Origin of the sequence: Bacillus sp. RAR_M1_44, from assembly GCF_020165935.1 — a bacterium.
GTDB classification, from domain to species: Bacteria; Bacillota; Bacilli; order Bacillales; family Bacillaceae; genus Bacillus; species Bacillus altitudinis.
This window is the reverse complement of record NZ_JAIUKX010000001.1, coordinates 1,446,517-1,457,781: the sequence shown is the minus strand read 5'-3', so window position 1 is coordinate 1,457,781 and position 11,265 is coordinate 1,446,517. Positions and strand designations below refer to the sequence as shown.

Genomic DNA, 11,265 nt, shown 5'->3' with positions numbered 1-11,265 from the left:
CAGTGAAATCTTCCTCAACTTCTGGTACAATTATGAGCGGTGCTTTTAAAAAAAGTAATTCCAAAAACTTATATCTAAGGAAGATTAGAATGAACGCAATGTTGACGATATTAAAGGAGCAAATCAGCTCATTTCCGCTGATTATGCGACTTGCTGTTTATGAAACAAAATCAAAATATCAGATGAATTATTTAGGTGTTTTATGGCAGTTTTTAAATCCATTGATTCAAATGCTGGCTTACTGGTTTGTTTTTGGTTTAGGCATTCGCGGAGGACAGCCAATTGTCATTGGAGGCATGGAGATTCCATTTATCATCTGGATGCTTGCCGGATTAATACCGTGGTTCTTCATTAGTCCGACGATCCTTGATGGATCAAACAGTGTGTTTAAACGCATTAATATGGTATCGAAAATGAATTTTCCGATTAGTGCGCTGCCGTCTGTGGTCATTATGTCCAACTTATTCAGCTATTTTGTCATGATGGGTGTCTATCTCATTGTGTTGATTTCTTATGGCATATATCCTGACGCACATTGGCTACAATATATTTACTACCTTATATGTATGATCGCGTTTATGTTTTCGTTTAGTTTATTTAATTCAACAATTAGTGTACTCGTAAGAGACTATCAATTTCTTTTACAATCTGTGACACGTTTACTTTTCTTTTTGCTGCCGATTTTTTGGAATATCTCAGAAAAGCTCACTGGAGACAAAGCATGGATAGGAGATATTTTAAGATTAAATCCTCTTTTCTACATTATTGATGGTTTCAGAAATAGCTTGTTAAAGGGAGAATGGTTCTTCCATGATGTGAAATATACGCTTTATTTCTGGCTGATTACGCTTCTTCTTTTAACAGTCGGTTCATTGCTTCATATGAAATTTAGGGATAAATTTGTCGATTTTCTTTAAAAAGTAAGGAGATTATACGATGAAACTAAAGGTTTCGTTTCGAAACGTATCCAAGCAATACGTCTTATATAAAAAGCAGTCTGACAAGATTAAAGGGCTGTTTTTTCCTAATAAAAATGAAAAAGGTTTCTTTGCCGTTCGTGATGTGTCGTTTGATGTCTATGAAGGAGAGACGATTGGTTTTGTAGGGATCAACGGTTCTGGGAAATCCACGATGTCGAACCTTCTAGCGAAAATCATTCCACCGACAAGTGGTGAGATTGATATGGACGGCCAGCCATCGTTAATTGCCATTGCGGCAGGGCTGAACAATCAGTTAAGCGGTAAAGACAACATTCGTTTAAAATGCTTAATGATGGGTCTGACAAATAAGGAAATTGACGATCTTTATGAAAAAATCGTAGAGTTTGCGGATATTGGAGACTTTATAGACCAGCCTGTAAAGAGCTATTCAAGCGGAATGAAATCCCGTCTTGGTTTTGCTATTTCAGCACATATAGATCCAGATATCCTCATTATTGATGAGGCACTGTCTGTAGGAGACCAAACCTTCTATCAAAAATGTGTGGATCGCATCACCGAATTCAAAGAACAAGGAAAGACGATCTTTTTCGTGAGTCACTCCATTAGTCAAATCCAAAAAATCTGTGATCGGGTTGCTTGGATGCATTATGGTGAACTTCGTATGTTTGATGATACGAAAAAGGTTGTGAAAGAGTATAAGGAGTTTGTTGATTGGTTTAACAAGCTTTCCAAGAAAGAGAAACAAAAATATCAATCAGAACAGAAGGAAGGTCGAAAAGGCCTACAAACGACAGAGAAGGTCACGAGGTATAATGACACTGGAAAACGACGTTCCTTTTTCGGACCGGCGTTTCAAGTCACTATAATAGCTGTTTTAACCATCTTACTTGCCCTTTCAATGTTTTCGGATCGTCCGCTTCGTACACTTGCGACATTTGGTGCAATTCCTTCAGGTAAAACAGAGGCGCCCCAGTCAACGAACTATGAGACGAAAGGTGCCCCTGATGATATGAAAAAGATTGACCAACAGGCCATAGTTAAGGCAGATCCAATGACGGTTTATACAGACAGGGCCATGAAAAAAAAGGCAGACGTCACATTATCGTTTGGACAAGAAGTAAAGGCTGTGGCTAAAAATAAAAAAGCCATTCAAATCGAAACAGCATCAGAGACGTATTATGTGAAACCTGATGCGCTACAAAACGCAGATGAATTGAAGCCGTTATCCATAGGACCAGCACAGTTCAATTCCTACGTATCACCCGCATCTGCAGGTTCGTATGAGTACTTACTTTCTTTCCTTGGAAAAGAAGAGTCTGTGCTGAAGCAAAGAATGCAAACACTTAGCTCGGTCAAAAGTGAGCAAGGTGATACCGTTGAGCGGCTGACCACTGAGAAAACCGATTATGTGATTCAAAATGGCCAGGCAAATACGATGGTGTTCCGCGAGATCATGCCTATCTCTCCTTCAACACTTGGACTGACAGAACAGAATGTCTGGATGAATGAGAAACAAACGAAGTTCGCAGTAAAGGGCGAACATAACCTGTTTGTCATTGATAATGAACAGCATACGCTGACCGTTTCAGCGACCAAATAAAAAAGCTGCCGATGCCGGCAGCTTTTTTTAATTCACTTCTTCTTTTTCAAGAAGTTGTTTCATAAATGGAATGAGTTTTTTCTTGAGCTCTTCATCTTGAAGGGCAAACTCTAGCGTCGTTTCAATGAAACCTTGCTTCTCTCCGACATCATATCGTTTTCCTTCAAAATCATAGGCAAATACACGCTGGATGTCATTGAGCTTTTGAATGGCATCTGTCAGCTGAATTTCTCCTCCTGCACCAATTTCTTGTTGATCAAGGTACATAAAGATCTCCGGCGTGAAAATGTAGCGCCCTAAAATGGCTAAATTGGATGGTGCGGTTCCTTGCGGCGGCTTTTCAACAAAGTTTTTCACTTGGTAGCGGCGCCCTTCTTGGGTAAGAGGGTCAATGATCCCGTAGCGATGCGTATCGCTGTCCGCTACCTGCTGAACGCCGATCACGGACGAAAGGGTTTTTTCATATTCATCCATCAGCTGGCGAAGTCCAGGTGTTTCGGCTTGGACGATATCATCACCTAATAAAACAGCAAAGGGTTCATCACCGATAAAGTTGCGTGCGCACCAAACGGCATGTCCGAGTCCTTTAGGTTCCTTTTGGCGAATATAATGAATATCAGCAATATTAGAGGATTTTCTCACCTTTTCTAAAAGCTCACTCTTTCCTTTTTCCTCTAGATTGCGCTCAAGCTCTGGCGCAAAATCGAAATGATCCTCAATGGCTCTTTTCCCTTTTCCAGTGACAATAATAATGTCTTCAATTCCTGACTCAACGGCTTCTTCAATAATATATTGAATGGTTGGTTTATCAACGATTGGTAGCATTTCTTTAGGCATAGCCTTTGTGGCAGGGAGGAAACGTGTTCCGAGACCTGCTGCTGGTATTATGGCTTTACGTACTTTTTTCAATGAACTTTGCACCTTCCTTACATATAGAAAAAATGATGTGACATGACCTTCATTTTTCATCCTTCATAAAGTGTAACTTACAAATGATAGAAATGACAAATGATTTACGAGTAAGATTTAAAACCAATTGTAAAGAACTTGTGTAAATATTCATGTTGAAAAGAGTAAAGGTGATGTAAAGATTAAGAATAGAATGATTAGGATTCGTTCTTATTCTTTTGTATAATGAACAACATACAATAATTGAGAAGAAAAGAGGCATCGACTATTGAGAACATTACATGTAATGACTGTATTCGGGACGAGGCCTGAAGCGATTAAAATGGCACCCCTTGTCCTTGAGCTAAAAAAACATCCACAAATTAAATCTTCAGTTACTGTGACGGCTCAACATCGACAAATGCTTGATCAAGTGCTGAAAGCTTTTGATATTACGCCCAATCATGATTTAAATATTATGAAAGAACGTCAAACATTATCTGAAATCACATCAAATGCACTGTTGAAATTAGATCAATTATTCCAACAGGAAAAACCTGATATTGTGCTTGTGCATGGAGACACAACAACAACCTTTGCAGGAAGTTTGGCTGCGTTTTATCACCAAATTTCAGTAGGTCATGTTGAAGCGGGGTTAAGAACACATAATAAATACTCACCGTTTCCAGAAGAATTGAACCGTCAAATGACAGGAAATATAGCCGATATTCATTTTGCGCCGACACATGAGGCAAAGCAGAATCTTTTAGTTGAAAATAAAAAAGAAGAGACCATCTTTGTAACAGGAAATACAGCAATTGATGCATTGCAAACAACGGTTACAGAGCAGTATCAACACCCTATTTTAGAGAAAATAGGCACAGATAAAATGATCTTGTTAACGGCTCATCGCAGAGAAAATCTTGGTCAGCCGATGAAGAACATGTTTAGAGCGATTCGCCGTGTTGTAGAAGAATTTAAAGATGTTCAAGTCGTATACCCTGTCCATTTAAATCCTGCTGTTCGTGATGCGGCACAGACGGAATTCAGTGATCTTGATCGTGTGCACTTAATTGAGCCGCTTGAAGTGGTTGATTTCCATAACTTTGCTGCTGCGTCGCACTTTATTTTAACGGATTCAGGCGGTGTGCAGGAGGAAGCTCCCTCTTTAGGAAAGCCAGTATTAGTGCTGCGTGATACAACAGAACGTCCTGAAGGCGTGAAAGCTGGTACGCTTAAGCTTGCAGGAACGGATGAAGAAACCATTTATCAGATGGCAAAAGAGCTGTTAGAAGACCGGGAAGAGTACGATAACATGTCGAAGGCTTCTAACCCTTATGGTGATGGACAAGCGTCGAAACGAATTGTTGAAATGCTTCTTTATCACTATGGATTAACGGATGTCAAGCCGCAGTCATTTTGAAAATGACCATTCATATGTTAGAAAAATTTGTCGATACATGTTACAAATTCTAAATCAATAATTAAAAAAATATAAAAATGTGGTATTATAATGGCATATATTAAGATATGAATGGTTTTTTTGTAATATATTTTACAATCTATTCGTGTTGAAATATTGCCATTTTTTATTTGATATGATTGAGAGGGGTATTAAGTATGATTTATGCAGAAATATTAGCTGGTGGGAAAGGTTCTAGAATGGGTAATGTTAATATGCCAAAACAGTTCTTACCGTTAAATAATCGCCCTATCATTATTCACACTGTTGAAAAATTTCTATTAAATGATCGTTTTGAGAAGATTATCATTGTAACTCCTAAAGAATGGATCAACCATACGAAGAATATACTAGAAAAATACATACATGCTGATGATAGATTAGTAGTAATTGAGGGCGGAACAGATCGGAACGAATCGATCATGAGTGGAGTTCGTTTTATTGAAAAAGAATATGGGCTAAATGATGATGATGTCATTGTTACACATGATTCAGTAAGACCTTTTTTAACTCATAGAATTATTGAAGAAAATATTAATGCCGTTTTAGAACATGATGCTGTCGATACTGTTATCCCTGCTATAGATACAATTGTGACATCAGAAGATGGAGCAAATATTACTGATATTCCTGTACGTGACAACATGTATCAAGGCCAAACACCTCAAAGTTTTAAGATCTCTCTCTTAAAAAGACTTTATGGCGAACTAACAGAAGAACAGAAAAAGGTGTTGTCAGATGCGTGTAAAATTTGTATTTTAGCAGGACAAAAAGTGAATTTAGTCCGAGGCGAGGTATTTAATATAAAAGTAACGACACCATACGATCTAAAAGTTGCGAATGCTATTTTACAGGAGAACATAAAAAATGATTAATCAAACATATCGATTGGTTTCTGCTAGACAATTTGAAGTGACTTATAAGGATAAGGAATTTACTTCTGGTCAAGTCGTTGTTAGACCAACCCACTTGTCAATATGTGCGGCTGATCAGCGTTACTTTACAGGTACTAGAGGTAAGGAAGCAATGGATAAAAAGCTTCCTATGGCGCTTATTCATGAGGGTGTAGGGAAAGTGATGTATGATCCTACAGGAACGTTCAAAGTAGGGACACATGTGGTGATGGTCCCAAATATTCCAAATGAAGAAAATGAATTTATTGCGGAGAACTACCTGCGCTCAAGCTATTTCAGGTCAAGTGGATATGATGGGTTCATGCAAGATTATATGTTCATGAATCCGGATCGCCTTGTTGCCCTTCCAGAGCAAATGAACCTTCATGTAGCCGCTTTTATTGAATTAATTACAATTGCTGTTCATGCAATGAGTAGGTTTGAAAGAGTGGCTCACCAAAAACGAGATACATTTGGTGTTTGGGGGGATGGGAATCTCGGATTTATCACCTCCTTAATACTCAAAAAACGTTATCCTTCTTGTAAAGTATACGTTTTTGGAAAGAACCAATATAAATTAGAACATTTCTCTTTTGTCGATGAAGTTTATCAAATTAATGATATACCAAAAGACCTTCGAGTCGATCATGCATTTGAATGTGTCGGTGGACGTGGCAGTGAAAGTGCAATAGAACAAATCATTGATTATACTCAGCCAGAGGCATCTGTGGCTTTATTAGGTGTGTCAGAATACCCTGTGAAGGTAGCAACAAGAATGATTCTCGAAAAAGGGGTTATTTTCATTGGAAGCAGTAGAAGTGGCAGCAAAGACTTTGTTAATACTGTTAATCTACTAAATGAATTTCCTGAGATTGTAGATTATTTGGAGACATTAATTGGAGCAGTCCATACTGTGAGAAGTATAGAGGATATTGGAAAGGCATTTGAAGAAGATTTGACTTCTTCATGGGGGAAAACTATCATGAAATGGGAAATCTAACACAATGTATATGACAAAAATTGTGAAAGTTTTTTTTCAAATAGTCTACACAGTCTTTTCTAAATTAATTCCGGTAAATCAGCAAAAAATTGTGATTGCTTCCTATAGAGATAATAATATAAATGAAAATTTCAAGAACGTATATGATGAATTGATAAAACAACCCCATTTAAAAATTGTTCTATTATTCAGAAAGTCAGAAAGCGGGTTCCTAGGGAAGTTTTTCTATATTAATTATTTATTAAGAACGTTGTATCATATTGCTACTTGTAAGGTGCTCTTATTAGATGATTACTATTATCCACTTTATTTAATTAAAAAGCGCTCAGAAACAAAGGTTGTTCAAATTTGGCATGCTTGTGGTGCTTTTAAAAAATTTGGTCACAGTATTAAGGATAAGCAGGGAGGACCTTCTTCTGCTTATTTAAAAGTTGTGCCTGTTCATTCAAATTATGATGTTGCAATAGTGAGTTCAGAAGAAGCAATTGGTCCGTTTTCTGAAGCGTTTAATATGCCTAAGCAAAAAATATTAGCGACAGGAGTTCCAAGAACAGACTTTTTTTATTCAGAAGAGCATATTCATGAAGTGAAAAAGAGGTTTCATGAGGAATACCCAGAATTGAAGAATAAAGTGAAAGTGCTATATGCTCCAACTTATAGAGGAGGAGTTAATAAGCAGCATGGGGAGCAACTTCTTTTGAATCAGGAAACTCTTTTTAGACATTTAGATCCACAGCATTATGAACTGCTCATTAATGTGCACCCTTATATGCGAAAAAGTTCATTTGGAGAAGCAGATATATCTGAGAAGTTTACTTTATATGAGTTGATGATTGTTTCTGATGTGTTGGTGACAGATTACTCATCAGTTATATTTGAATATAGTCTATTAAATAAGCCAATGTTTTTCTATTGTCCCGATCTAGAGAACTATGTGCAAGAGAGAGACTTTTATTATCCATTTCATGAGTTTGCACCAGGACCTATTAGAACGAAAATGGAGCCTTTAATAGAGGATTTGAAAAATGTAAGTTTGGATAAAACACAAACAGACTTTCGTTCATTTTCAAAGCGGTTCATGAATCGTTGTGATGGACATTCTACAGAACGTGTTGTTTCACTTATACTAAGCTTACTGAATGAAGGAGAGAGAGTTTTTGAAATTTAAACTAGGGACACTATTCAGGAAAAGGAGTGTTCAAAAAAATCTTAATCATGTAGATGAAATAAGTGAAGAAAAGTTATTCTCACTATTCGATAAAGCAGAAGATGTCATCACCAATAAGAATATACCTATAAGAGTGATAACAAAATTTAACTGGTATGAATCATTCTTAACAATTGAGGGGTATATGTATATTGATGGTATTCCCTTGCTGAGAGAAGACACTGTAAGAAAAAAGTTGTTAATCGTTCAAAAAGGGGATGTCGTACAATCCATTCCTCTGAAAAATCAACGTTTGGACGAATCAGAAAGACAGCGGCTGGGGTTTTCTGAAGAGTACGAATGGGCTGGTTTTTATCAAGAAATTAACTTTTCAAAGGTAAATGGAGGCAAGCCGTTACCGCACGGGAATTTTCATTTATATTTAGAGTTAGAAGTACTAGATGAACAAAATATAAAATACCATGAGACTCATACGTTAGGAAATATAAATCAATTCCTGAAGCAGGATATCTATGCAACCAAAATGGAACATTTTTCAGGAAAGAAAAGATTGAAGTATAATTTCATTGTTACATACGATGAAGAGGAAAAAACAGCTTATGTATCATCACACAAACTCCAAGAAATTGACCAAGGGTTAATAGAGACGACTATGAAAAATGAAAATCGTATAATTCGTAAAATGAAGCGTGTTATGTTTCAAATTCTATATCAACTATTTTGTATCCTGCCAGTAAAACAGAATAAAATCACTTTCGCATCAGACAGTCGTACTGATTTATCAGGAAACTTTGAATTTGTCTATCAAGAGCTTCTTAATAGAGACGAAACGTTTGATTTTCAGTTTTTCTTAAAAGAGAGTATTAATACGAAAAAAAGTATCGCAGAATATGTGCAAATGGCCTATCATTTTGCTACAAGCCGACAAATTTTAATAGATGATTTTTATCCAATCATCTATCCATTAAAGATCCGAAAAAATGCTGATCTTGTTCAATTATGGCATGCTGTGGGGGCATTTAAGACATTTGGTTATAGTCGTATAGGTTTACCAGGAGGCCCATCGCCGACATCTAAAAATCATAGGAACTATACGAAGGTCATTGTCAGTTCTGATCATATCCGTAAGCATTATGCAGAGGGATTTGGTGTAGATATTGAAAATGTCATTGCCACAGGAATTCCTAGAACAGACTTCTTTTTCAATGAAGCGAAAAAAGCTGAAGTTAGATCAAGTTTATATGAAGAATATCCTTTTCTAAAAGGGAAAAAGGTGATTTTATTTGCCCCGACTTTTAGAGGAAATGGCCAGCAGTCTGCTCATTATCCGTTCGAAGTATTAAATTATGATCAGCTTTATCAAGAGCTGAATAACGAATATATTTTCTTGTTTAAAATTCATCCATTTGTTAAAAATCAAATTAATATTCCATATCAATATAGTGAATTTTTCTATGATTTTTCAGATTTTAGAGAGATCAATGAACTGTTGTTAATTGCAGACGTTCTGATAACTGACTATTCATCTGTTTGTTTTGAATTTGCTTTGCTACAAAAGCCAATGATCTTTTTTAGTTATGATGTGGACGAGTATATTCGAACACGTGATTTTTATTATGAGTACTTCTCATTTATCCCAGGCCCACTAGCTAGAACTTGTCGTGAACTCGTTTCAATTGTTAAGAACAATCAGTATGAATTCGAAAAGTTAGATTCATTTGTACAGTATTTCTTCGATGAATTGGATGGTCAATCGAGTAAAAGAGTAGTGGATGCGATCTTCTTAGAACAAAAAGAAGGCGATGAAAAACAAGGATAACTTCTTTTATAATGAAAAAAACACCTTTCTATAAGAAAGGTGTTTTTTATTTACGAAGCTTCCAAACTATCCTTCAATTCCTTCTTCACTTTCACTAAACTGCTGTCATCAAGTTGATAGTAATAAATATTATTGATTCGTGCGCCTGTACCTTTCAGCTCGTGCTGTTTCACATTTTGTCTTGCATCACGATAATCATTCATCATCGTCCACATGTCGTCAAAGGACATATTCGTTTTCATGTTGTTTTCAACGACTTTAAACATATCGCCGAATTTCGTAATAGATGAAATGTTAGCGCCTTTTGCAATGATGCCTTCAATGACTTGACGCTGTCTTTGCTGACGGCCGAAATCACCTTTAGGATCTTGCTTTCTCATTCTTGTATAGGCAAGGGCTTGATCGCCGTTCAGGTTAATTTCTCCTGTACCAAATGAATGGCCATCATAGCTGAAAGCAAACGTGCTGTTCACTGTAATGCCGCCAAGTGTATCGACAATGTCTTTGAAACTTTCCATATTCACTTTCACAAAGTAATCCACAGGTACATCAAGCAGTTCCTCTACTGTATCTGCAGCCATTTGTGTACCACCGAAAGCATAAGAGTGGTTGATTTTATCCATTGTGCCTTTTCCGACAATTTTTGTATACGTATCACGGGGGATACTCACCATTTCAGTTGTTTTCGTTTTCGGATTCACTGTCATGTATATTAATGTATCTGCACGGCCTCGGTCATTCTTTCTTTCATCGACACCCATGACTAAAATGGAGATCGGGTCTTTTTTACTTAAATCGACATCTTTGTCACGCTTATCTGACTTCTTTAAGTTCTCTTGAATGCCTGCGACAGTGGATGCGGCTGTATTCCAAAGATGATACGCGTATCCGCCAGTGGCTAATACGAATAAGCCAATAATCGATAAAACAATCCAAAGAACCTTCTTTTTCTTTCTTTTTCTCTCAGCTCTCATAATGTCCCTCACCTTTTCTATCATTCTTCCATGATTATAGGTTTACGAATCTTGATAAACAAGTATTTTTTTACTCTGAACCTAGATATAGACGTTGTAACAAAAAAAAGGTTTCAAAAAACCTTAAATTTACCTTAAAATATTAAGTTATAAGACGATACAAAGACATGAGGTGAAAAAAATGAAGAAAATCGTCGTTTTACCGTTCTTAATACTACTACTAGGTATCGTGCTCACAGCATGTGGAACGGCTGAGCAATCCTCAGGAGAAAACAAGACAAGCAGTTCAACTCCTCAGGTGCTGGAAGAAAAAGCTGAATTTATTGGAATGGCTGATGCACATACAGTCGAAGTAAAAAAAGTGAATACGACCTTAAGCTATGAATTTACGGATAATTTTAAAGATGTATTAAATGAATTTAAACCAGGTGACAAAGTAGAAATCTTTTACTTTATCAATGACAATGGTCAAAAAGAAATTCAAAAGATTGAAAAACAGAAGTAAAAAAAGATGGGCGGG

Annotated in this window: 10 protein-coding genes; 8 read left to right on the top strand and 2 right to left on the bottom strand. The window is 36.6% G+C overall.

Annotated elements, in window-relative coordinates; all coding sequences use genetic code 11:
• Positions 1-89 precede the first annotated feature (89 nt).
• Positions 90-917: an ABC transporter permease gene (locus tag LCD34_RS07865; RefSeq protein ID WP_058336999.1), complete on the top strand. Its 828-nt coding sequence runs from the start codon at positions 90-92 to the stop codon at positions 915-917.
• A gap of 19 nt (positions 918-936) precedes the next feature.
• The gene (gene tagH, locus LCD34_RS07860) at positions 937-2,541 is read left to right on the top strand and encodes a teichoic acids export ABC transporter ATP-binding subunit TagH (protein ID WP_224558755.1); all 1,605 of its coding nucleotides are present in this window, start codon (positions 937-939) and stop codon (positions 2,539-2,541) included.
• Positions 2,542-2,568: 27 nt separating this feature from the next.
• Here the strand turns inward: tagH and galU are convergent, their stop codons facing one another.
• Complete coding sequence (galU, locus tag LCD34_RS07855) at positions 2,569-3,450, bottom strand: UTP--glucose-1-phosphate uridylyltransferase GalU (protein ID WP_008343198.1); 882 nt, start codon at positions 3,448-3,450, stop codon at positions 2,569-2,571.
• A gap of 268 nt (positions 3,451-3,718) precedes the next feature.
• Between galU and wecB the strand changes: the two genes are divergently transcribed.
• The 5 genes from wecB (at position 3,719) to LCD34_RS07830 (ending at position 9,771) form a co-directional block, all read left to right on the top strand.
• Positions 3,719-4,852: a non-hydrolyzing UDP-N-acetylglucosamine 2-epimerase gene (gene wecB / locus LCD34_RS07850; protein ID WP_224558754.1), complete on the top strand. Its 1,134-nt coding sequence runs from the start codon at positions 3,719-3,721 to the stop codon at positions 4,850-4,852.
• A gap of 197 nt (positions 4,853-5,049) precedes the next feature.
• Positions 5,050-5,766 carry a 2-C-methyl-D-erythritol 4-phosphate cytidylyltransferase gene (locus LCD34_RS07845; RefSeq protein ID WP_135009623.1) on the top strand — a complete coding sequence of 239 codons (717 nt, stop codon included), beginning with the start codon at positions 5,050-5,052 and terminating at the stop codon, positions 5,764-5,766.
• Positions 5,759-6,784: a ribitol-5-phosphate dehydrogenase gene (locus LCD34_RS07840; protein ID WP_224558753.1), complete on the top strand. Its 1,026-nt coding sequence runs from the start codon at positions 5,759-5,761 to the stop codon at positions 6,782-6,784. Before LCD34_RS07845 ends, LCD34_RS07840 begins: the two co-directional genes overlap by 8 nt.
• Positions 6,785-6,788: 4 nt before the next feature.
• Positions 6,789-7,952 carry a CDP-glycerol glycerophosphotransferase family protein gene (locus LCD34_RS07835; RefSeq protein WP_224558752.1) on the top strand — a complete coding sequence of 388 codons (1,164 nt, stop codon included), beginning with the start codon at positions 6,789-6,791 and terminating at the stop codon, positions 7,950-7,952.
• Complete coding sequence (locus tag LCD34_RS07830) at positions 7,942-9,771, top strand: CDP-glycerol glycerophosphotransferase family protein (protein ID WP_224558751.1); 1,830 nt, start codon at positions 7,942-7,944, stop codon at positions 9,769-9,771. Before LCD34_RS07835 ends, LCD34_RS07830 begins: the two co-directional genes overlap by 11 nt.
• Before the next feature lie 50 nt (positions 9,772-9,821).
• Here the strand turns inward: LCD34_RS07830 and LCD34_RS07825 are convergent, their stop codons facing one another.
• Positions 9,822-10,745: a LytR family transcriptional regulator gene (locus LCD34_RS07825; protein ID WP_224558750.1), complete on the bottom strand. Its 924-nt coding sequence runs from the start codon at positions 10,743-10,745 to the stop codon at positions 9,822-9,824.
• Positions 10,746-10,926: 181 nt separating this feature from the next.
• Here LCD34_RS07825 and LCD34_RS07820 point away from each other — a divergent pair, with 181 nt between their 5' ends.
• On the top strand, positions 10,927-11,250 hold the full coding sequence (locus tag LCD34_RS07820; RefSeq protein WP_224558749.1) for a LytA: 324 nt from the start codon (positions 10,927-10,929) through the stop codon (positions 11,248-11,250).
• Positions 11,251-11,265 lie beyond the last annotated feature (15 nt).

Excerpts from the sequence above, each read along its gene's own strand:
- LCD34_RS07865 (WP_058336999.1), top strand. The coding sequence starts at position 90 with ATGAACGCAATGTTGACGATATTAAAGGAGCAAATCAGCTCATTTCCG.
- tagH (WP_224558755.1), top strand. The coding sequence starts at position 937 with ATGAAACTAAAGGTTTCGTTTCGAAACGTATCCAAGCAATACGTCTTA.
- LCD34_RS07845 (WP_135009623.1), top strand. The coding sequence starts at position 5,050 with ATGATTTATGCAGAAATATTAGCTGGTGGGAAAGGTTCTAGAATGGGT.
- LCD34_RS07840 (WP_224558753.1), top strand. The coding sequence starts at position 5,759 with ATGATTAATCAAACATATCGATTGGTTTCTGCTAGACAATTTGAAGTG.
- LCD34_RS07835 (WP_224558752.1), top strand. The coding sequence starts at position 6,789 with ATGTATATGACAAAAATTGTGAAAGTTTTTTTTCAAATAGTCTACACA.
- LCD34_RS07825 (WP_224558750.1), bottom strand. The coding sequence starts at position 10,745 with ATGAGAGCTGAGAGAAAAAGAAAGAAAAAGAAGGTTCTTTGGATTGTT.
- LCD34_RS07820 (WP_224558749.1), top strand. The coding sequence starts at position 10,927 with ATGAAGAAAATCGTCGTTTTACCGTTCTTAATACTACTACTAGGTATC.